Source organism: Neobacillus niacini, from assembly GCF_030817595.1.
Taxonomy (GTDB): Bacteria; Bacillota; Bacilli; order Bacillales; family Cytobacillaceae; genus Neobacillus; species Neobacillus niacini_G.
Genome location: NZ_JAUSZN010000001.1, coordinates 313861 through 335998, shown reverse-complemented (window position 1 = coordinate 335998; position 22138 = coordinate 313861). Strand labels below are relative to the sequence as shown.

Below are 22138 nucleotides of genomic sequence, written 5' to 3'. Positions count from 1 at the left end.
CTCTCCATTTCAACAATGAGATTAAATAATGAATTATTGGGGTCTGTCGATTTCAAAAATCTCACCGATTTTCGCGTAATAATTACCTGCTAACCGACTTACAGCAGCTAAACCTCTAGGATTAATTCTTCCATTCTCATAAATGTCTTCTGCAATATGAAATTGAACCACTTTTCCTATAATAAAATCACATCCTTCAGTCTCCGTGCCTCCCAAACCAATGGAATGCTCTAATGAACATTCCATTCGGATCTTCGCTTCCTTAACACCTGGAACTGAAATTTTCACACTTACTGTTGGAGTTAAACTAGCTAACTCTATCTCACTCTCTTCAGGCGGAAGGTTTGCAGCAGTTTTATTTATCATTTCAACATTTTGTTCATCGACAATATGAACCACAAATTCTTTGGACTCAATGATGTTTCTCGCTGTATCCTTTTGTTTCCCCGATGGACGTTGGATAGATAATGAAATCATCGGGGGATTAGATGACACAATATTAAAATAGCTAAATGGAGCACCATTTAAAACGCCATCTTTTGAATTCGTTGTGACAAAAGCAATCGGTCTAGGTATGATACTACCTATCAGAAATTTATAATTTTCTCTCTCAGACAATGAAGCTGGATCAATTGAAAGCAACGAAATCATCCCTTTTCGTGAAATCAGTCTAGTTTTCTTACTTCAAACGGTAATAACCCACCTTCAATTTGTTCTCTATGAGGTTCATACTGCGATGGCAACACTAATTTTTCACCCATTGTTTCATATGTTTCATCATGTGCGAACCCTGGAGGATCAGTTGCAATTTCAAACAGTATCTCGCCATGTTCTCTGAAGTAAATGGCATTAAAGTAGTTCCTATCTTGAACAGGAGTAACTCCATATCCTTTAGAGGCCACGTATTTTTGCCATTCCAATTGATCTTCGTCATCTATTGCCCGCCATGCAATGTGGTGAACAGTGCCAACACCCATTTGCCCGCGTCCATTAGGAGTTAATTTAAGGTCGATAATATTTCCGATTTCCGCAGTGGAACGATAACGAGCGAAGTCTCCTTCTTTACCGACTAATTCAAGTCCCAATACTTTTTCTAACAATTTAGCCGTTTTATCAGGCTGGGTTGATAATAGAGTAGCACCGCCAAAACCTTTGATAGCCACTTCAGGTGTTACCTCACCAAAATTCCAAGTATTGATTTCTCCCTCTTCTCTTTCAACAATTTCTAAGTGAAGACCATGAAAATCATCAAATTCCAAATACCGCTCTCCAAATCGTTCCATGATTGTATATGGCACATTGAACTTTTCTAGTCTTTTTGTCCAAAATTCCATAGCACCTTTTGGCACAACATAAGATGTTACTCCTACTTGACCGTCACCAATGATTCCCGGGCGGGCTCCTGCCCATGGAAAGAAAGTAATAATGGTTCCTGGTTTACCACTTTCATTACCAAAATAAAGGTGATAAGTACCTGGATCATCAAAATTGACAGTTTGCTTGACTAAACGCAAACCTAAAACTCCTGCGTAAAAATCTACGTTCTCTTGCGGCTGTCCTACAATCGCCGTAATATGGTGAATACCCATTGTTTTTTTACTCATTTTCAACACTCCTTTTTAATGTAAAATCCCTAAAGAAACTTTTCACCCTGAAGAGAAAATCCTCCATCTTGTTCACATCAGAGCCCCTCCATAATGAATGGGGAGGGTTTTGCCTAGATATGCACATGGAGTTAAGAGGTTAACTCGAAGAGGGTCAACAAATATAACGGGTGGAAGGGCAATTTTGTGACAAATTAACACATTAAAATTGAACTAACATTTCATACTACATCATTCAAAATGTTTAAAACAATTAACCTACTAAATAATTTCAATAATGAGAAATTTAAGCTGCAATACCACTATAAAAACAATTGGGTATGGTGGGCTAACAGTTCATTCATATGAGCTTAATAAGAAGTATGTATCATTATTATTAGTAAAAAGGAAATAATAAACAACAAAATACATTTATTTAGGGGATTCTATGCAAACAATTTTTGTTGTTTTTTTATCCTAATTAGTTTATTGATTGGTGTTTGGAGACGATTAAATGAATTTTACTCAACTTTATTATTTTGGATTATAGGTGACCTGCTATACGCTTCGTTACTTCACGATTTTAGGGTATGGGAATTTCGTCCTGTTTGGATTGACCACTTTATTCTTCCTACCCATACGATTATTGCTACTGCAATAGCGTTTATAAATTACCCTTCTGTCATTGTTGTTTTCTTAGGCAGATTTCCTAAGTCAAATATTAAAAAATTATGTTGGGTTATTTTGTGGGCAATGATTTTCCAAGCCATTGAAATAATTGCTTATTTAAACGATAGTATAGTTCATAATCATGGATGGACTCTAACCTGGTCATTCATTTTTAACTTAATGACATTTTCTTTACTGGCTATTCATAGATGGAAACCATGGGTAGCATGGCTTTTATCTATTTTAAATATAATTTTGTTATGGATAATATTTCATCCTCCACTTCCTAAGTAAATAGAAGGCTGTTCCAGAAAGTCGAATACACGAATGCTGATTAAATAATTAATGTTAAAGGTGTGATTAATAACTAATAGTAGACATGAAGAAGGCTCGTTATCTAAGCCTTCTTCCGCTAACCATTCCCTATAGTTGATTCTAATTCAAATTCCGCGACAGACGTCCCGTTTCAGTCTTGAAGCCGATGTTTATGCGGTCCCACCCATTGACCGAAACAACCAAGAAACTAAGGTCCGAGATTTCTTTTTCAGATAACTGAGCACAAACACTGTCATAAACGTCGTCAGGCACGCCTTGATTAGGCAGATTGGTCAGGATTTCGGTCCATGTCAGAGCGGCCCTTTCCCGTGGAGTAAACAGAGTCGATTCCCGCCAAGTTGAGATGTGAGAGAGGCGAACCTCGCTCTCGCCATGGATCTTGGCCTGTTTGACGTGCATATCTACGCAAAATCCACACCCATTTATTTGTGAAGCCCTGATTGATACGAGATCGAGTGTTTTCTCTTCAATTGAGCTTTCACCTAAGGCGTTGGTAAAAGCCAAGAACTTTTTGAAGAGTTCTGGTGATTGTTGAGCGAAATTTACACGTTGTGTCATAACTCTACCTCCCTCTTTACTGAAGTATATTGACCAATATTCTCAGAAGATAAAACCAAGCGAATTCTAAATTTGAAGCAACACATCAAGGCCTGTCGATGTTTTGAATTATCATTGAAAATCCGTTAAATTCATTACTTTCATTCGATATCCGTTCTTCGGACATGGAAATCGTACGCCAGCCAGACGAACTCATTAGACAAGCGATAAGCTTCCAATTCATGATGCCTGTCAACTTGGATAACCCGTAGTTAAGGATGAACAAACACACCGTCATCGTACACCCGGATTATTATGAGGGATCACAGATTGCAGCTCATTAGCACTGGTCGTTACAATGCGGGGTGGTCGGACTGAAATTCCGCACATTGACAACCTTAGTTTATACAGCTTTGTTTCCGGTTATGCCGGAAAGGGGAACCTATCTTTGGAGCTAATAGGTCCGAGTTTTCGACCTTAAGGAACCGGATATACTCCCAAAATCCGGAGTAAATATAAGAAAACAGAAAAACCGATATCCTTAAAGATAGCGGTTTTTCTGTTTTATTGATTTATGAAATTCTCTTAGTTTAACATTCATCAGAAAATGGTGTTGACACCTAGAGAAGTCGATGTTGCCACTACCTCATGGTCGATATCATATTGCTTATATAAATTTTAGCTTAGGCCAGCTTTTGTTAATCCATACGCTTTGTCAGCTGATCCTGGTTCCGTTTGGAAAGCAACATTAACACGGTTCCAAGCATTAATTGCCATAACTGAGAAGGTAAGATCTGATAACTCTCTTTCTGAAAACTGACCACGAACTCGGTCATAAATGTCATCAGGTACACCATGCTCAGGCATCTTTGTCAAAATCTCTGTCCATGCTAGTGCCGCACGCTCACGTGGACTAAATAGTGTTGATTCACGCCAAATTGGGATGTGATAAAGACGAAGCTCTCTCTCTCCATGGATTTTAGCTTCTTTAACGTGCATATCTAAGCAAAAGCCGCATCCATTCATTTGTGAAGCTCTGATGTGAACTAAATGACGGGTTGATTCTTCAATTGAACTTTCCTTCTCTTGCATGCTAAGTTCCATCAATTTTTAAAAAAATTCTGGTGATTCTTTCATATAATTAATACGTTCAGTCATAATTCGTATACCTCTCTTTTCCTTATTAATTGTAATCAATGTATAAACATGTAACTGTAAATACACAACTAGAAGATCAATCAGTAAAGATTATTCCCGAATTAAAAGTACCTTATCCGATGTCATCTTCACCTTCAGTTGCCTTCAAATATATAACGACTAAGTGTCCCATTCTGTGACAAGTAGTCAATTAGAATTAGATTGGTTCGTTCAATGATTATCCCTACGATTTACCTACTAGTTACAATCCCCCTTGATTAATTATTGTTTAAATCCTGATGAAGTATTAGTTGACCTTATGGAAGCAGCTTACCTTTTGTAATACTGCTTCCTTTACTTCTCCATCTACACCTATATAACGACTAAGTGATTCATTCTGTGACAAGGTGTTTAATTAAAAGAGTTTTTAAAAAATTTCTCTATATTAACAATCAGAAAGTACTCGTAGATGTATTTGACCTGTACGAGTCACGTGGGAGTCTTTACCAAAAAGAAAACGACTATAACCTGCTAATTCCATTATTGACTTCAAATGGAATTAGCATAGGCTACAATCGCAAATAGTTCATCGTTAGTGGTGGCTGATCAAGCCATTTGTGTTTGAGTCACCTCTATGAAACAAAAACCTATTCATTATTTACAAATTTTATTATTAAGATTTAATAGGCTAAGCTGAACAGTCCTTTAATATGTGACAAATAGCGTATGTTACTTGCTTCTTTCATTAGAGTAGCTGGCAGCCCTTGAAGTGGAATTGAGTTGGCTCCAATAGTAGCAACACCATCTTTACGACCTAAGCTTGCAAGTGTACCTGAGTTAATTGGTGCAAACTCTTCAAATGTTTTGTCTTGTAAGTATGCAAATAGATTGTACCCAACAAGTTCACCCATTTGCCAAGCATTTTGTGCAGTAGGTGCGTATGGACGACCACCTTCTGGAGGGAAGACAACAGCACTGTCACCGACAATAAATACGTCATTATGTGAATTAGATTGAAGAAAACTATTAACAGTTGCACGGTTACGATCTACTACAAGACCTGATTCTCCAACTATAGGAAGGCCCTGTACTCCACCTGTCCAAACGAAAGTATTTGCTACGATTTTGCGGCCATCTTTCAAGCCGATTTCATTTCCTTTAACATTTGTTACAGGAAGACCTGTTAAGATTTCAACGCCGCGCGCCTCTAAACTAGTCGTTGCACGTTCAATTAATTGATCAGGTAAAACTGGGAGAATTTTTGGACCAGCTTCTACGAGCATGATTTTCAATTCTTTAGGATCAACACCATAGCCTTTAGCAACTTTAGGCATATTATCAACGATTTCACCAACTAATTCAACACCAGTTAATCCCCCGCCGCCTATTAGAATGGTTGCATCTGCTTCATTTTTCGTTTGAGCATATTCACGAATGCGATCTTTAAAATGATTGTAAATGTTGTTTGCATCAGCAACAGATTTTAACACCATGCTGTTCTCTTCAAGTCCTGGAATGTCGAAGTAAGCAGTTTGACTTCCCAAACCAACAACAAGGGCATCATAAGTTAAAGTAGAACCATCGGCAAGCTTCACTAGTTTATTGTCTACTGAAAAAGATTCAACCTCTGAAATTTTAAGATTAATATCTTTTCCTTTGAAAAGTTTTTCTAAAGGTATAGAAATGGCTTGTTCAGCAATTGTTCCCCCTGAAAGGCGGTGCAGTTCAGTGATGATTTGGTGAGTTGGATATTTGTTTACCACTGTTATTTGTGCTTCAGCTTTATATAAATATTTGCGAGCGGTTAAAGCAGTTAGAAGTCCGCCATAACCCGCACCTAAGATGACGATATGTTTAGACATAGTTAATCCTCCGTTCTTACTTTTGAAAATTAACAAGTATTATTTATTATCTCGTTCTGCAGTAATTTGAAGATAAGCGTTTACAAAACGGAATAACTTCTGAACTTGTGGATCTTTTAACATTTTTAAAAGACCAAAAAGGCCAATCACTTCGTTGCTTTCCTCTGCACGATCTTTTGCTTCAATAGCAATTGATGCGATGTTTTTTACACTGTGTGTTACAGGTTCAAAAATTTCTTGTATCGCTCCAACAGTATCATTTTTTAGTACTTCATCAGTAGCGACAGATTGAGCAAAGTCATAAGACTTAGTCAAAATATTAACAAGTTCAGTCAATTTTGGAAGCTGATCTACTAACGTAGTCAAGGACTCCTGAACCTCAGGTTTTAATAGCCGTTCAAGGATATCAAGTTGTTCTTGATTACCTGACAAGTTTAGTGTTTCTTGTTTAGGCTTTGTTTGAGTAATTGTTTCTGACATTTCTAATTCTCCTTTGCGTATAGTAATATCCTAAATATAAGGAGCTAAAGAGGCTACCCTTCCTATAGTAACACTTGAATCTCTAACGGTTTAAGAAGTTTGTGAAGCATTGCACAAATAATTCAAAAAAAAAGTTGGCTGTGTGATTATAAAGAACTCACAAGATTCCTACCATAAGCAGGGTTAGGAATAAAACGAGCTGAGGAGCAATTTTGTGACAAAGTATAATATTTTTTTCTTAATACGGGTTGGTTTTAAGATTTATTAAAATCTATTAGCAACATCTTTTGCTTTTTTAATAGCTTTTTCTTTAATTGAAGTAGCTAGATCAGGATCTGCCTTTATACCTTCAACAAAGATAGTTTCGTAGTTTGATATTCCTAGGAACTTCACAATAACACCTAGATGGCGATCACTTATTTCCATTCCGGCAAAATCAGTGCCTGGAGACAACACCATTCCACTTGCTTGAATATGAACAGCTTTTTTACTATTCAGTAAACCAACTAGTCCTGTTCCAGGGGTATACTTAAAAGTTTTACCTGAAACACAAATGGAGTCAATATAGGCTTTCATAACTGGTGGAAATGAGAAGTTCCACACTGGATTTACAAATACATACTTATCCGCTGCAACAAATTGATCAACTAATTCACCTAGACGACCCACTTTAGCTTGTTCAACACTAGACAATTGATCAAAAGCAGTTCCTTTACCTAATTTACCCCAAGCGCCAAGTACATCCGCATCAATTTGAGGAATATTCATTTTAAACAGGTCAAGATGAACGACTTCATCATTCGGATTATTTTCACGATAAGTCTCAATAAATTCTTTACCTACTGCTAGACTATAGGAATTTTCTTCATTCAATGGATGTGCTGTTATATATAGTACTGTTGACAAAACATATCACCTTTTTCTTTGATTTTTTATGAATAATTAAAGCTCAATAAGATTTGTTCCAAGTTTTATTCCTTTAATCTACTACTATTAATTGCTCTTACAAATCGTTAGGTAAGACCCGCTTTAGTGGTATACCTCTCTTTTCCTTATTAACTGAATTGTAATCAATGTATAAACATGTAACTGTAAATACACAACTAGAAGATCAAACAGTAAAGATTATTCCCGAATTAAAAGTACCTTACCCGATGTCATCTTCACCTTCATTTGCCTTCAAATATATAACGACTAAGTGTCCCATTCTGTGACAAGCAGTCAGAATTAGATTGGTTCGTTCCGATTAAATGATTATCCCTGCGTTTACCTTTAACCATCCATTATTACTCAACGTAAAAAAGCATCACCGCAACATTAGTTTCATCTGTCAATACCGTATTTAATCTGCATCAGACTTTGACCGCGCTCTGTATAAACAGGTGGCAAATATGCAACCAAACAACTCTAGAAGACACCTTTAAGAAATTGTTGATTATAACTTTGTCCAAATCCGGCATCAGTAATAAAATTTAGCAGCAATATTCCTCATGTAGGTCTCCCTCGTAAGTCTAATCGAAACATGTCTGAATGAATTTCTTCCCTGTTATGTAAGCATTATGATTTCTTTCATATGGAAATGACTCGAAATAAAATAATACAAATATCGAAATTATTTTTACATACAAAACAAAAAGAAGCTCATTGAAATAAGCTTCTTCAAACCTTCCTTTCCTATGCTTTCTTTTTGACCGCTGAAATGGTCCATAAGAAAAGAGGGATACCAATACCACAAACTGGGAATACCACAGTTGTCCAAAATTCGTCGAATAATGTAAATGCTGATGCACCAGGAATCAAAATAGTGATAATAGCGATCGCAGGCGCGCTGAACCATATAATTCTTCGCCAATCTTTCACATTAATCCAATTTGCCATTTCATAGCTTGCAATAAAAAAATAAAGGGAAGCTTGGGCAATCACCCCAAAGACCAAAATAAACAAGACAAAGAGATCAGCGTTTTGAATGAAATTTAAAATATCAATCGTTCTAACAGCGGAAAAATAAGGAAATCTTAATTTGGCTGATAAATTCGGCCCAAAGACCAACAGGGAAATAAGGGTGGCAGTAACGATTATGAAAATAGTAATTCCTACGCCTAGGATGGATTTTGAAAGGACCTTTTTGGTGTTTTGCACAAAAGAAACGATAACCAATAAGACGAACTGACCTGAGAACCAAAAAGCAGGGGCAATCGATCCCTTTAATATGTTCATCCATTCGGAATCAGCATAGAAAGGTAGTAAATGATGCATTTCTAAGTTTTGTACAATTAAAATGAAACTCACAATCAACGTTAAAATAATTATGGGCCCTACCAGTTCACAAAATCGCCCAATTCCCGTTATGCCTGAAGAATAGGACAAATAAGTCACTAAACCTATTAAAAGAAGTATGATTATCCACAGTGGAGTTTTGTTTAGAAGTATAAGATGGATAAAATCTGCAAAGGCACGCAGTAACACAGCAGTTAGAATATACCAGGAAACCAAATATGGAAGGACAATCAATCTTCCTAACCATTTACCTAACAGTGCTTGGCTAAATTGAAACAATGTTTGGTTGGGGTGGAGAATACATAGATGAACAACCAAAAAGGTTAAAGCTACACCTATAATACCCCCAACTATCATAGAAAGCCACGCATCCTGTTTCGCCACTTGGATTGCTGGCGTAATTCTTAATCCGAGCATTGCTGCTATTTCAGTCGTTACCATGATCCACACCAGTTGCGTTCCTGAAAGCTTCATAGATTTTTTGCCCACTCCTTATAGAAAATCAACAGCTAGCAGCCTGAATGAAATTTAAGGCTTATTCAAAGACGAATTGGTTATACCCGGATCATTGATTTGAAGGTCTACTTTGACCGAAACATCAACAGTAGGAAATATCTTGGTCCAATTTTTCTTTAACGTTTTCCACTTTTGAGGATATTGTTGATGTACACTTTCACCAAACCCGAAGATGTCAATTTTGTATTTCTTTTGAACTTTTTTGACAAGTAGTTGTACAGATTTCTGTGTCTTATGACTAAGTTCATCTTGTATGAGCAAAAGATCCTTTCGTTTAGATGGGTCTAGGTTTGTATTGTTTTCCATGATGGTTCCTTCTCCTTTAAGATGGACGCTAATTTGAATTCGCTCATCGACTTTTTTCACCCGAATCCGCCGACCCAATTTTTCTAACCTTAAACTAACGTTTCCATCCCCTTTGGGAACAAATGAAGTGAGTGTGAGACTTGTTAGTCTGTCAGTCATCCAAGCTGCATAATATGAATCTTTCCTATTTAAGAATCCCACCAATTTCACACCATCGTCTTTGTTTAGAATGGCAAATCCAGAATAACTAAAGTGTTTTGTGGAATTTAAACTAACTGCCGGTAATAGAGGCTGTATTCCATCACTCATTACATCCGCAATAAACTCACGGGATAGATACGGTTTGAAGCCTAATGCTTTTTGCTCCTTCTCAAGTGCTATTGAAATGTTCGGCTCAAACATTGGCTCATTTGAAAAGACGTCTTTTGGATTTCCATTTTTCACCACAAATACTAATGAAACTATATGTGATTGGGCATTCCGAATGAACGGATCGAATGTTTCACCCATTCCCTGTTTTGCCAATTTTTGTCCGACAAGGACGATATCTCGATGCCCTTGGAATACAACTCGCGATAGTTTTGCTTGAATCTTCACAATCGCCTCTGTAACGTTAGCACCAGTAGCACTTATCACATGAAAGCTTTCTTTCTTTCCTCCCCCACTGATTTGTCCGCCACCAGCAACCCCCGTTGGTACAACTACAAGAGTACTCGCTTCCAATTTCCCGTCTTCTGTCAAATCTAGTCCATTTCCTGTGACAAATGAGAGTTGATCCGGTTCCTTAAGGTTCCAGCAGCCGGTTGTGAGCCAAAGAGGTAATAGAAATAGTAAACAAAGTTTAGCAGTACGCATCATGGTTGATCCCTCTCATTTTTTGCAAGCCTTCGTGGCCATCTTAACAACACATCCTTAAGCCCACGCTTGTTAAGCGGAGCCACCGGGGAAAGGTAAGGAGTCCCAAATGAATGAAGATGAAGCAAGTGAATGAAAATCGTACAAATCCCAATCGCTGTTCCCAAAAGGCCAAATATTCCAGACAAGATAAGTAAAGGGAATCTTAACATACGCAAGGGGAAACCGAAGCTATATCGAGGAATAATAAACGATGCAATTCCGGCTGCCGATACGACAATGACAATAGGTGCGGAAATGATTCCGGCACTGACGGCTGATTCCCCAATGACTAATGCCCCAACTATACTTACAAGAGGACCTATTTGTTTTGGCAAACGAATTCCAGCTTCCTGCAAGCCTTCAAACATGAACTCCATTAATAATAATTCAATCATCGTCGGAAACGGTGCTCTTTCCCGCAGTGCTGCAATATTCAACATTAGATTGGGCGGAACCATTTCAGGATGAAAGTTGGTTAATGCAATATACAAGGATGGTAAAAGAACCGAAAAGATGGTAAAGATATAGCGGACCCATCGAATCATCGTTACAAACAAGAATCGTTGATGGTAATCGTCTGGTGCCTGTACCCCACCCCAAAACGTCATGGGAGCGACAAGTGCCACTGGGGATCCGTTGGTTAATATCGCCACTCTCCCCTCAATCAATCCAGCGGCAACAACATCTGGACGCTCACTGTTCATGATTTGGGGAAAGGGAGAAAAATGGTTTTCTTCAATGGATTCCTCGATAATTCCCGATTCAAGTACCCCATCCATTTGAATTTTTTTAATTCGATTAACGACTTCATCGAGGACAGATATTGAAGCAACTCCTTCAATATAGACAACAGCTACATCGGTTCTCGTCAGTTTTCCGATTTTTAATTCTTCAACTTTCAGGTTAGGGGATGCAATAATCCGGCGGATCAACGTCGTATTCGTTCGCAGGTTCTCGGTAAAACTTTCTCTTGATCCGCGAAGGGCTGGCTCTAAGGAAGACTCTTGTATACTTCGGGTCTCAATTTTTTTAACATCAGCTAGTAAAGCAATACTTTCCCCGTCGATAAATAAAGCAAGATTCCCTTTTAAAATAGATTCAGATATATCATTTACGCTGGAGACCTTCTTCGTTTGTAACACCGTAAATCTATCCTGCTCCAACATCTCGGAAACACTATCAACCGCCCCAAGACCTTGCGGCAGGCCAGCGTACATCAATGGTTCTAAAATGTTAGAAATGACAATATCTGTATTTACCATCCCGTCAACATAAATCAAGATAAGCTTCGTTTTGCCTTGAATCTTAATTTCGCGAAACATTATATCCGAACTACGATTAAATATCTTTTTAAACGTTTCCTCATTCTCTAGAATATTTTTTCCAATATTTTTATCCATATTTTCGGCAGAAAGATTTAAATTGGTTTTACCTTCGTTATTTTGTTGTGTGTTTCCAAACAATACCATCATTTGTCCTACCTTCACGACTATGTTAATTTAGTTATCCCCTATTTATACAAAATATACTTTCTTCTAATCTGATCCTCTAGTCGTCTCGCGGGTTTTTCGTTTCCTAAGGTATCATCCACTAAAAGCCCAACTTAACCCACACAGATTTGGGTTTAAAGCAGTATTTACGATAACTTCTGATGAGTAAATAAAACCGCTCAATTGAGCGGTTTTTACGTTTTAGCATTTTTAATCTAGCCTGCTGATTCCTCCAATCACGGATGAGCTTTACCACAGTCCTACGTTTTAAAAACTCCGTTCGATTCTTTTGAAGCCTTGTTTTGAAACTTTGCACTTCTTTTGTTTTTGAAGGAGCATTTTTACGACGGGCTTTTGGTACTTTATATAAAACCCCAACCTTTGCTTGCTGGACTTCTTTGACACCTTGAATAATCAGCTGCATTGCGAAGATCGCAAACATAAAGGCAGCTAAAATCCACAGATACCAAAATTGTCCTGAGCTTAGAGCAATTCGGCCGATTTCACCTACTAATCCTGACCATTCATTGGTTATCGACATTGGCGGATCGGCTGCCATTGGATCAAAGGAGAGTTTTGTCCCGCCAAAGAAAAATTTGAAAATCCCTAAATGAATAAAGATTAGTAGAACTTGAATAAACTGCTGCCCAAACAAGATGGTTAATCGTGGGCCGATGTGCGGGAAAACATGACGGCAGAATAAATGGAATCTACTTCCTCCTAATACTTTTGCGCTTGCAATGAATTCATTATCCATAACGCGCTGTATCTCTTTTCCTAATAAAACAGTGGTTAATGGAACCACCAAAATCGTTAAAATCAACATTTCTAAAAGGATTCGTTCTGTAAAAGTAAAGGTAAAGACATAGCCGTATCCATCTAGCACTGGCAGTAAGATCGGTGCCAACAGAAGGTAGGCTATTAGACTTAATGGCAGGAAGTGAATAGAGTCAATTAACTTGCCAAGCCAATTCTGGGTCCGTGGTTTGAGGTGAAAAGCGTAAATTACCCCAAATAGCAGTCCGCCGACCACACGTAGTAAAGCAATTAATAAGGCAAAAATTAAGGTATATTTTGCGCCAATGACTAATTGATCAAAAAGGCTATAACCAAGTTTGTCAGACCCAAAGAAAAATGGTTTTGTCGGCGCATGCGGCATCGCACTGATCAGCGTTACGCCGTCTTCCGCATAATGGAGGCGGACTTGATCGACATGATTATCGGTAGTAACCGAATAGATGATGCTGTAGCCAATCGTGACAATAAAAAATAAGATTCCCACTGTAAATTTCCAATTTTTCAAGTGTGTCCCGAATGCGATAAGGACGTTGAGAATCGGACGTAATGGCGATAGTTTTCGCAGATTGATAGATTTAATCGTAAAAACAATATTTTCTATATACATCTTTATCCCTACCACTAAACTACTGAGACTCCAATCCCTTGTTCTTGTCTCGTAAGACAGTGTATTCTCCTCCTTCAGCCAGGAATCAATTAGCTGAAAGAAAAAATAAAAGGGGGTAAAAATCAGCGTAAGGGCGACGAAAACCATCATCGGTTTAAAGGCATCTAGCAGGAAGTAGGTTAGTCCGTGAACATTAAAAATCCGTTCGATAATAAATTGACTGGATAGTGCTCCCCAAATAATAATTTTCATATGATGAAACGAAATCGGCATGATGTTTTTGATGATATGCTTAATCAAGATGTCGAATTTTCTTATTCCTTTGCTTTTTACAAAGGTAACATACACCTTCAAGAATTCTTCCTCAATCATAAGCTGCAATATTTTGAACATCGACACCCCTGGCAGGATGGACAATGTAATAATTGGCGCTAAATAAGCCTTTTCCTTAAAACTGCCTACTTCGAAAATCGTTATTCCGGTTGCTTTGAATATGGCTATCGCCAATACTTGTAAGAGCGTAGCTACAATCATGTCCGGAATCGACTCTAGCAAATCGAGAATTCTTTTAATTGGACGAAGCACTACTTTAGGTAAAAAAGTTGATCCTAAGGCAAAGAAGATAGCAACACCGAAACCTAATGCGAGTGCACCCACCAGGATTTGCGTCGAATAGATAAAGGCAGGCCACATAATCTCCATCATCGAGCCCCACTGGCGGAACCATCCTTTATATAAATCCATGACTCTGGCCAGAACAAGCTTACAAAGAAGTCGTATAATTGCTCAAAATATCCTGGCGATTCGGGTATTCTTATAGTAGAAATATATTGCGTAAAAACACTCACGCAAATAATCGAAATAACCCCTAGTAAATAATATGTAACGAATCTAACAAGCTTCATCATCCACCACCAATGGGTTCTTTTTTTGTGAAACCCCATACCCTAACATGCTCCAGCTTGTCGAGTTTCCGAATAATCGAAGAGGATTTACAAACTTAACGATTTAAAGGCCATTTTTGTGACTAATTATCCATAAATTTGGACTAACTTTTAAACAGAAACCTCGTATGAAATTAACTTGAATCTGAGGCAATGGAAATACTTAACATAATTTTTGTCTATTCCTCCCGAATACTCGAGAAATCAGTGCTCCGTTCTGTGACAAGCCGTCAATTTATTTGAGGAAGAATATTTTAATATGTCACAAAATTGCTTCTTATCTCGTTATATTTATAGCCCCTGCTACGAATTAGTGAATGGTAGACATAGAATGGAAGTGAAAATATGCAAGAACTGTACGAAAAATATAAAATGTTGTTGTTTAAACTCGCGTACCAAATGACAGGATCGGTTTCAGACGCGGAAGATGTTGTACATGACGTTTTTTTAAAATTATATGACGTACCGCCGGAGAAGTTGGGTGAACCTAAAGCTTATCTTTGTAAAATGGTAACGAATCGATGTCGGGATTTACAAAAAACAGCTCGCAAGAAGCACGAACAATATTTTGGAGAATGGCTTCCAGAGCCCCTTCTTAATTCTGAAGAAGATACAATTGACTCGGTCGTCCGTGATGATCAATTGTCTTACGGGATACTTGTGCTAGCTCAAAAGCTTACACCTCCGGAACGTGTCGTTTTTGTCCTTCGTGTAGCACTTAGCTTTGAATATCATGAGATAGCAGAAATAATAGGAAAAAGCGATATCAATTGCCGCAAAATATACAGCCGTGCAAGTGCAAAGATGGGGATTAGTTCTGAAGAGGTAGTTCATTCTGAAGCCGTTTCTCAAGAAATAGTTAACTATTTAATAAAAGCAATCAAACAAGGGAAACAAAATCAGGTCGTATCTATGATCAAATTGTTGTACTGGTCTCAAATGGAGGTGGCAAAGTATTGGCCGCTGGTGAATCAATTGAAACACGAGATCATGTTGAAACGTTTCTGTTTGGCCCTGTACGTCAGGCACCAATGATTGAGGGAATATCAGATTTTGAAATCAGTCAAACTAATGGACAACCCGCTCTTATTCTTCGTTCCAAAGGACGTATTCACACAGGCGGGATGATTCATGTCGAAATAAAATGATTGGCAACATATATTTTAACGAGACCCAGACAAGCTGAAACATGTAGGAAAATGAAATAATTTTTTACATAATACACACAAAGAGATACTATTAAATGAAATATATCTGAATGGAACAATTGTAAGCCCAATGGAATAGTAATAGCAGGGGCTGAACACCTTCCATTATCTTACGAATACCTTAATAACTTAAAGGACTAGTAAATGGCCGTTTAAGCATATCAACTTTTAATTTTGAAATATTATTTATGAGGTGATTATATGTCATTGCTATTTACATCAAGAGCAACAACACAAGGTGGACGTCAAGGAAGAGTAAAATCAGACGATGGAATCATTGATTTGAATCTTGTTATGCCGTCACCAAACAACAAGAAAGAAGGCTCAAATCCTGAACAACTATTCGCAGCAGGTTACTCAGCTTGTTTCGATGGGGCTTTAAATCTGATTGCCAGAAAAAACAAACACAAAATTGAGTCATCTGTTACAGCGGCAGTAAGTTTATTGAAAGACGGAGTGGACGATGGGTTTAAAATCGGTGTAGTTCTACATGCACATATTAATGGTGTTTCTCAAGAAGTAGGCGAACAATTAGTGAAAGAAGCTCATGAGTTCTGCCCATATTCAAAAGCAACAAGAGGGAACATTGAGGTTTCATTAGAAACAACAGTAGAATAGTAAAAAAGAACCTATTTGCACTCCGGCTGCAAATAGGTTCTTTTTGTTTCGTTATTTTTGATATATAAGTATGCATGGCTTTTAGTACCTTTTGTTAGTCAAGCAAACAAAAACCGCTTTTTCATCCTCTCCAGACCATCACGAATGGCTAATTCTTGGTCCTGCATTCTTTTTAACATAGGCGTAATAGTACCTGAGTCTACCAAGCCGTTATTTTCTTCTGTATGTAATAAATATAAAATCATCATAACGTGATTTCGTTCTGCAGCTCAATATGATTGGATCAGCATCTTATGCATCCCAGGCATGATAATCATGTGAATTATAGTGGGCAGTTTCCTATTCAGCCAAACTTTTTGCCGGGTTTTATTGTCAAGCTTGGGATAACTGTGTTTCTTTATAGCTGTCCTCTAATGCCTTATTCTCATTTATAAAATTCACTAATATTTCGATAAAACCCTTTGCAGCAGTTCCAATATATTTTTGTTTATGATGGACAATAGACACTTCCTTGATGATAGCTGGATTTGTTATTTTGATAGCCTTTAAACCCGCTGTATTTTCCAGCGAAAAGAGCGTACCAGATATAATGGAAGCCCCTACCCCATCCTCGACTAGATCCAATATCGCCTTTGTATCAGTTGATTCAATGATAGGGTGGAGGACAAACCCCGCAGATAGACACCCATCAACAAATAATTCCCTAAAACAATGACCTATTGGATTTAATATTAGCGGAATATTCTGAATCTCACAAAACTCGATTTCGTCTCTCTCAGACCAAGCAAGATCCGTTCTCGCGACTAAATAGAAATCATCCTCGTATAAAGGAATTTGGATAAAACACTCATCTGGTCTTGGCATGAAGGTTAGAGCCAAATCAATTTCGTTATGTTTTAGCTTTTCTACCGGGTCATCTATGGAGAAAAACTGGATCTGAACGTGAGGGTACTCAGCATGAAACTCTAACAAAACCTTGGAGGCTATAAGACTTAAGTCACCAGAAAGTGCCCCTATCGCTAATTTACCTTTTTTTACCTTTCGGAGATCCTCTATTTGTTCCGTGGCAAATTTTAAATTTGTGAACACTATTTTGCAATGTTTAAGGAGGATTTCGCCAGCTTCCGTGATCGTTATTTTTTTTCCTAAACGATTAAATAAACGAACACCCAGTTCATCCTCTAGCGCTTTAATTTGATAGCTTAAAGTAGGTTGACCAATTCTTAGTTTTTCAGCCGTCTTTGTAAAATGCAGCTCTTCACATAAGGCCATGAAGTATTCTAATTGTCTCATTTCCAAGATTTTTTCCCCTTTGAACTTTTCATTTTTATATAGAATGGTACTAGCCGTCTATCTATCTCAAAATCATCATGATAAGTAGGTGAGTTTAAAAAGCAATCCTTTATATTACTTTTACAATTCTTGGATTCTTCCACTCCCATTCTTCTCTAAGTTGTTAATTCGAAGAGGTTCTACAAATAAAACGAGTTGAAGGTCAATTATGTGACGAAATATCTTCTTGAATTTCAACTAACATTTCCTGCAACATTCTTAATATGTATTACAATATTGGAAAAACATATAACGTAAGGCCTTTTCCACCATGTCATCTATCGGGAAAAACTGCTTTTGATACGTGTATCCATCCCGAGATTATTAAGATAAGTGACAGCTCACGCATTTATATTATTGGTGAACTGTCACTATCTGATAACATTCAATCTATCTTAATTAATTTCAACATTGACAACCATTTATTTGCCTTGAACTTGAGTGGTTGGAATCGCTGTACCTTTTACTTGAACCTTACTTGATTCGTATGGGTATTTTCCTGTGGTACTCCAATGAGAGATGCAGAGATCGCACTGTTCATGACCGCGCGAATCCTATTCCCATATTGTGGATCTGTATTGTGCTCCCATGTTCCGTTTTCCAGAAACCAATTTCGGTCATGAAAGGTGCTATTATGATTACTTTTGAGACTTGGTATTTTACCTATACCAACAGCGTCAAGCTGTACATAGACTAGATAGGAATCTCCAGTGACAAAAATGTTTTTATCCGTTAAATCGACATGAGTCCATTCCCCATCAGTCCGAGCAGCTGCTTCAAACGGACCGGCGAGATGAAACCGATCCTTCCCCATTAGAACCGAAATTGCCAGCTGCTAATACTGGGAAAATATTGGCAGCCCGCCAATTTTGAACCATCGGGCGATACCATTCATCTAGCCAGGACCACCACCCCAGGAGTTGTTTACGACATCCGGGGCTAATTCTGGATGCGGATTACCTTCAGCATCTTTTAGTGCCAAGATCCACTCTCCAGCTTCGAGCAAATTGACATCCTCACCTGTACCTCCATAAGAGAATGCTTTAACCGCAATCCATTTTGCACCAGGAGCAACACCAATTTGGTGAATCGGGCGTGAGAGATTTTTATTTGGTTTCATATGAAACGACGGAGCGAATCATCGGATTGTCATTATCTAATTCTCCTACTACTTTATACCACTCTCCTTTGTCAAGCCTCCAAAAGCGGTCTGATGACGAGCTGTTATCGAAACCAAGGCTCGGCACATATGGATCTGGAGCTTGAGTGCTGAATACAAGGAAATATTCCTTCGGTACGTAAATGGAGTAAGAGCTAAGATCTACTCTGACCCAGCCAGGACCGACATCCGATTTTGCAGCGATGGATTCCGTTAATTTCTTTCCAGGCCCTCCTTCAGGTCCAGTGGCATCATATACATCAACTTGAAAATTTTCCCCACCCGGATTCCACCATCGTGGGTCGATATAAAACAGGCCGGCAGTCAGCAATGCTTGTTCCTGTCCATCCTTCAATGACATTTTTACTGCGATCTCGTCCGTTCCAGAGACAATCAAGACACTTTCAGCCGAGCCATCATCATAGCTGATTTCACCTTCTGTACCTATATAAGGCTTTAAGTGTATATCAATTGAACGGATGGAATTGCCCTTAATTTCTATCCGTTCCCGGTAGGTATGAAAATAGGGGGCACTCACTTCAAGTGTATATGTTCCTATAAAAGGGTTAAGCGAGTATTTGCCGTTTCCACTTGTTTTTACCGGGGCGACAGCGGAGTCTTCAATGAGTTTCACCTTTGCTCCCTTAATCGTTTTTTTGGATTCGCTGTTCTTGACTGTTCCCTTGACGACGCCTTTATCTAATGGGGATAACTGTATATCTACGTTGGTCGATGCATCTTTCGTTACTCTCGCCGTTTGAATCTTTTGGTTAAAACCATAGGCCTCGGCAAGTAGGTGGTATTCATCTGCTGGCAGCTTCATGCTGAAGTTGCCATCCGTTGGATCGGTCGCTAAAAGCCTTCCATTTTCAACAATCTGTATTTGCGCGCTAAGTGGGACGAGAACTTGTTTTTCATGGGTGCCTTGTAACCTTGTAGCCTCCCCAAATGGTTCAAATGCAGTCGTTGATTTGGAGGGGTGGTATACGGATCCAGAAGGCTTGGCTTCTAAGGCAACATCATCTAAGTACCACCCTAAGATCGCATTCATACTGTCGGAATGGAAACGGTAAGCTACATAAACAGTTTTCCCTGAGAAGGAAGACAAGTCGACAGAAACGTCTTCCCATTTTAAGAATAAATGCCCTTCGTTTGTTTTAGCCACATGCCAGTTCTTCATGTCTGCAGAAACGAGCACTTGGCCCCAATCATCCGTCCCTTGGGCGGGAAAGGATGGAAATCCAAAGGACTGTTTAAAGTTAAGGAATACCGCTTCTCCTTTCTTGACTTGGATAGGAGGCATAGTTAGCATGGATTCCTCGTTATTGTTATAGGTCCATGGCCCATCGGTATTTCTCCAGTCAGGGTTCGCGGTCGCGTACACATTGGTCCCAGAAGGCGCCTTCAGGTGAGTATTAAACATGACTTCCCCCCGATTCCACGAACTGTTTCTACCGGTACTGTACCACCCTACAGGTGTTGTTTCAAAGTCTGTTGCATACCCGACCGACAACCCTTCCTTCAGGGGTAAGCTAACAGGGACGGTTTTGGTGCTGTTTCCCGCATAGTCCGTGATTTTCCAGTAATACGTAATTTTTTTCCCCCTTACTTGTTCCAAAGGAAGTTCACTTGAATAGGAACCGCTTTTAAAGTTGCCTTTAAAAAGAGTGCCATTTGATGTTTGCTCTGGTGCTCTGTCGACTTGGTAATGAAGTTCCACCGTGGAAACGGCAAAATCGTCAGAGGCTTGCACAGAGAGTTTTAAAGGCGCATTAGCATAAGCATACGGAAGAGGCTCATGGCTTGCTACTGGTTGCTTTTTATCGACAGCTTTATAACCTACTTTTCCTACTAGACTGCCGACGCCGTTAGAACCGCTCTTAACCATACCTGTTAGGTCAAGAATCCCTCTCCCATAGGCGTCATTTGGGGAAGATGGATACTTTGAATCGGATAAAGGAATCAATCCGGCATACAAGGTTTCTTTAAGCTTGTCGATCGGCATGTTTGGCTGCATTTGCTTTAAGATGGCAATGGCGCCTGACACATGTGGTGCAGCCATGGAGGTCCCCTGTGCCAACCCATATTCGTTATTTGGGAGGGTTGAAAGAATCTCTTCCCCCGGTGCAACCAAATCCGGCTTTATTTCACTGCCGCCATAGGGAGAAGGCCCCATTAAGGAAAACCATGAGATTCGGTTGGCTGAATCCGTTGAGCCAACTGCAATGGCTTCAGGGTAATTAGCTGGATTGGTTATAGAACCTGGCCCGACGGGCGTCAAGTAGCTGTGATTTCCCGCGGCAAAAACCGCTGTAATGTCGGCAGCCGCCCATGCCTTCACAACCGATCTAAACCAGTCATTCAAGGTAGAATCGCCACCCCATGAGTTATTAATAATGTCCGGTGCCATCTCTGGATGGGGAGTTCCCTTTTCATCCAGTGGGGCGAGAAGCCATTCTCCTGCTTTTAGCAAGTCTGTATCCAGCGCGCCGTCTTCTGAAAATGCGCGAACTGCAATCCAGCGTGCCCCTGGAGCCACTCCGGTACGCGTGCCTGTTTCCGGGTCATAGCCAACTATTGTCCCTGTCACATGTGTACCATGTCCAAGTGAATCAATTGGAGTAGGACTATCCCCAACCAAGTCGAGCCAATTGAAGGTGTGCGTAAAGGTGCCATCTGCATTGAGTCCTCGGTATTGCTTCTTAAGCGACGGGTGGGTTACGTCCACCCCAGTATCAAGCGTTGCGACCACTACGCCCGATCCATCCAACCCATTTTCCCATGCTTTTTTTGCCTGAATTTTTTCCAGGTTCCAAGGTAGCTCACTTGTTACTTTTTGGACTCCAGATGTCTTCGGTTTAGGCAAAGCGTGCCGTTCGTTTAAGTAAATATGGTTGACTTCCGGAAAGGCTGCTATTTCCTGCACAACTTCTTTCGTGGATGTAAATGAAACTGCATTTACAATGTAGTAAGATTGATCATCCTTCAGTTTACCTTCAGCTTTCTTTTGACCGATGAAATTCTTGATATGATACTGTGTTTGTTCTGCGTTCGTTTGTAGTCCTGAAACGACGGATGAACGGACGCGGAGTTTCTCTTGATAGCCGGTAGCCTTCAATTTCTTGGCTTCTTCCCGAGCTTGATTAGCGATTTGTCCAACATCCGCTTGGGTTTTTAACTCTACAATCACATTCGTGTACGTGTTTTTTTCAAAGGCCTGTATTACTTCCGGGTCCACCTTTCCTTTTATTGGGTTTAGATTCGATACTCCGTTTTGAACCGCACCGCCTTTCACAGGGAAGATTGTTACTAGTAAAAGAAAAATCATCAAAAAAGCTACTAAATTCCGTTTTCTCCTTTTTAACCCCTTCATTTGAATCCT

The 22138-nt window shown here is 39.1% G+C and carries 18 protein-coding genes and 1 pseudogene; 3 read left to right on the top strand and 16 right to left on the bottom strand.

The features are described from left to right. Window positions 1-33: 33 nt before the first annotated feature. Window positions 34-642 (bottom strand): flavin reductase family protein, encoded by a 609-nt coding sequence (locus tag QFZ31_RS01655; protein WP_307300365.1) that lies wholly within the window; start codon window positions 640-642, stop codon window positions 34-36. A 23-nt stretch (window positions 643-665) separates the two neighbouring features. Next, window positions 666-1604, bottom strand: a complete 939-nt coding sequence (locus QFZ31_RS01650) for a ring-cleaving dioxygenase (RefSeq protein ID WP_307300363.1) — start codon at window positions 1602-1604, stop codon at window positions 666-668. A gap of 468 nt (window positions 1605-2072) precedes the next feature. Between QFZ31_RS01650 and QFZ31_RS01645 the strand changes: the two genes are divergently transcribed. After that, the gene (locus QFZ31_RS01645; protein WP_307300361.1) at window positions 2073-2546 is read left to right on the top strand and encodes a CBO0543 family protein; all 474 of its coding nucleotides are present in this window, start codon (window positions 2073-2075) and stop codon (window positions 2544-2546) included. A gap of 141 nt (window positions 2547-2687) precedes the next feature. Here QFZ31_RS01645 and QFZ31_RS01640 read toward each other — a convergent pair whose 3' ends face one another. The 9 genes from QFZ31_RS01640 to QFZ31_RS01600 form a co-directional block, all read right to left on the bottom strand. Then, window positions 2688-3146 (bottom strand): carboxymuconolactone decarboxylase family protein, encoded by a 459-nt coding sequence (locus QFZ31_RS01640; RefSeq protein WP_307300359.1) that lies wholly within the window; start codon window positions 3144-3146, stop codon window positions 2688-2690. Between the two features lie 657 nt (window positions 3147-3803). Beyond that, complete coding sequence (locus QFZ31_RS01635; RefSeq protein ID WP_307300358.1) at window positions 3804-4217, bottom strand: carboxymuconolactone decarboxylase family protein; 414 nt, start codon at window positions 4215-4217, stop codon at window positions 3804-3806. Window positions 4218-4942: 725 nt separating this feature from the next. Beyond that, on the bottom strand, window positions 4943-6124 hold the full coding sequence (locus QFZ31_RS01630) for an NAD(P)/FAD-dependent oxidoreductase (protein ID WP_307300356.1): 1182 nt from the start codon (window positions 6122-6124) through the stop codon (window positions 4943-4945). Window positions 6125-6163: 39 nt separating this feature from the next. Next, window positions 6164-6604, bottom strand: a complete 441-nt coding sequence (locus QFZ31_RS01625) for a DUF1641 domain-containing protein (protein WP_307300355.1) — start codon at window positions 6602-6604, stop codon at window positions 6164-6166. Between the two features lie 264 nt (window positions 6605-6868). Then, window positions 6869-7510 (bottom strand): FMN-dependent NADH-azoreductase, encoded by a 642-nt coding sequence (locus tag QFZ31_RS01620; protein WP_307300354.1) that lies wholly within the window; start codon window positions 7508-7510, stop codon window positions 6869-6871. A 768-nt stretch (window positions 7511-8278) separates the two neighbouring features. After that, window positions 8279-9355: a GerAB/ArcD/ProY family transporter gene (locus tag QFZ31_RS01615; RefSeq protein ID WP_307300353.1), complete on the bottom strand. Its 1077-nt coding sequence runs from the start codon at window positions 9353-9355 to the stop codon at window positions 8279-8281. A 54-nt stretch (window positions 9356-9409) separates the two neighbouring features. Beyond that, complete coding sequence (locus QFZ31_RS01610) at window positions 9410-10561, bottom strand: Ger(x)C family spore germination protein (protein ID WP_307300351.1); 1152 nt, start codon at window positions 10559-10561, stop codon at window positions 9410-9412. After that, the gene (locus QFZ31_RS01605; protein WP_307300350.1) at window positions 10558-12072 is read right to left on the bottom strand and encodes a spore germination protein; all 1515 of its coding nucleotides are present in this window, start codon (window positions 12070-12072) and stop codon (window positions 10558-10560) included. Before QFZ31_RS01605 ends, QFZ31_RS01610 begins: the two co-directional genes overlap by 4 nt. 118 nt (window positions 12073-12190) lie before the next feature. Further along, a complete protein-coding gene (locus QFZ31_RS01600) occupies window positions 12191-14197 on the bottom strand; it encodes an ABC transporter permease subunit (protein ID WP_307300349.1) in 2007 nt (668 codons plus the stop codon). Window positions 14198-14784: 587 nt separating this feature from the next. On the opposite strand from QFZ31_RS01600, the gene QFZ31_RS01595 reads away from it, so the two are divergent. Together QFZ31_RS01595 and QFZ31_RS01590 are read left to right on the top strand one after the other, a co-directional pair. Further along, window positions 14785-15474 carry a sigma-70 family RNA polymerase sigma factor gene (locus QFZ31_RS01595; protein ID WP_307300347.1) on the top strand — a complete coding sequence of 230 codons (690 nt, stop codon included), beginning with the start codon at window positions 14785-14787 and terminating at the stop codon, window positions 15472-15474. A 374-nt stretch (window positions 15475-15848) separates the two neighbouring features. Next, on the top strand, window positions 15849-16265 hold the full coding sequence (locus tag QFZ31_RS01590) for an organic hydroperoxide resistance protein (protein ID WP_307300346.1): 417 nt from the start codon (window positions 15849-15851) through the stop codon (window positions 16263-16265). Between the two features lie 98 nt (window positions 16266-16363). Here QFZ31_RS01590 and QFZ31_RS01585 read toward each other — a convergent pair whose 3' ends face one another. The 5 genes and pseudogenes from QFZ31_RS01585 to QFZ31_RS01565 all read right to left on the bottom strand — a co-directional run bounded on the left by QFZ31_RS01585 (window position 16364) and on the right by QFZ31_RS01565 (window position 22129). Beyond that, window positions 16364-16513, bottom strand: coding sequence for a hypothetical protein (locus QFZ31_RS01585; RefSeq protein ID WP_307300344.1), 150 nt, complete (start codon window positions 16511-16513; stop codon window positions 16364-16366). Between the two features lie 124 nt (window positions 16514-16637). Continuing rightward, window positions 16638-17558: a LysR family transcriptional regulator gene (locus tag QFZ31_RS01580; protein WP_307311311.1), complete on the bottom strand. Its 921-nt coding sequence runs from the start codon at window positions 17556-17558 to the stop codon at window positions 16638-16640. Between the two features lie 502 nt (window positions 17559-18060). Continuing rightward, complete coding sequence (locus tag QFZ31_RS01575; protein WP_307300341.1) at window positions 18061-18411, bottom strand: hypothetical protein; 351 nt, start codon at window positions 18409-18411, stop codon at window positions 18061-18063. Further along, window positions 18389-18684: pseudogene (locus QFZ31_RS01570) on the bottom strand (S8 family serine peptidase); the annotation flags it as partial. The pseudogene QFZ31_RS01570 and the gene QFZ31_RS01575, both read right to left, overlap by 23 nt. Window positions 18685-18703: 19 nt before the next feature. Next, complete coding sequence (locus tag QFZ31_RS01565) at window positions 18704-22129, bottom strand: S8 family serine peptidase (RefSeq protein ID WP_307300337.1); 3426 nt, start codon at window positions 22127-22129, stop codon at window positions 18704-18706. Window positions 22130-22138: the final 9 nt, after the last annotated feature.